Consider the following 342-nt stretch of genomic DNA (forward strand, 5'->3'; position numbering starts at 1 on the left):
AGGACCTTCCATAGCTGATAATAATCAACCATGTAAACCTAATTGTGCACTTTTAGCTGTTGCTGCTATTAATAACATTATTGCTAAACTATTTAATATAAATGTATCTACATGAGGTGTTAATAATTCTATTGTATTAAAATCTACAGCATGGAAATATGATAACATACATCCTATACATATAACAAATAAAGTATCACCCATACGATTTAATAAAATAGCAGATAAAGCACTTTTCATAGCAGTTATACGTGTATTTCAAAAAGATATTAATAAATAAGAAACAACACCTACAAATTCTCAACCAATAAACATCATAACATAATTTTCACTAATAACTAA

At 26.3% G+C, this 342-nt stretch carries 1 protein-coding gene; it reads right to left on the bottom strand.

Annotated elements, in window-relative coordinates; all coding sequences use genetic code 11:
* Positions 1–24: 24 nt before the first annotated feature.
* Entirely contained in the window at positions 25–240 is a 216-nt protein-coding gene (locus ACFIKE_RS12000; protein ID WP_375650185.1) for a hypothetical protein, read from the bottom strand.
* Positions 241–342 lie beyond the last annotated feature (102 nt).

The organism is Bartonella sp. MU70NMGDW (genome assembly GCF_042194085.1).
Taxonomy (GTDB): Bacteria; Pseudomonadota; Alphaproteobacteria; order Rhizobiales; family Rhizobiaceae; genus Bartonella; species Bartonella grahamii.

Excerpts from the sequence above, each read along its gene's own strand:
- ACFIKE_RS12000 (WP_375650185.1), bottom strand. The coding sequence starts at position 240 with ATGAAAAGTGCTTTATCTGCTATTTTATTAAATCGTATGGGTGATACT.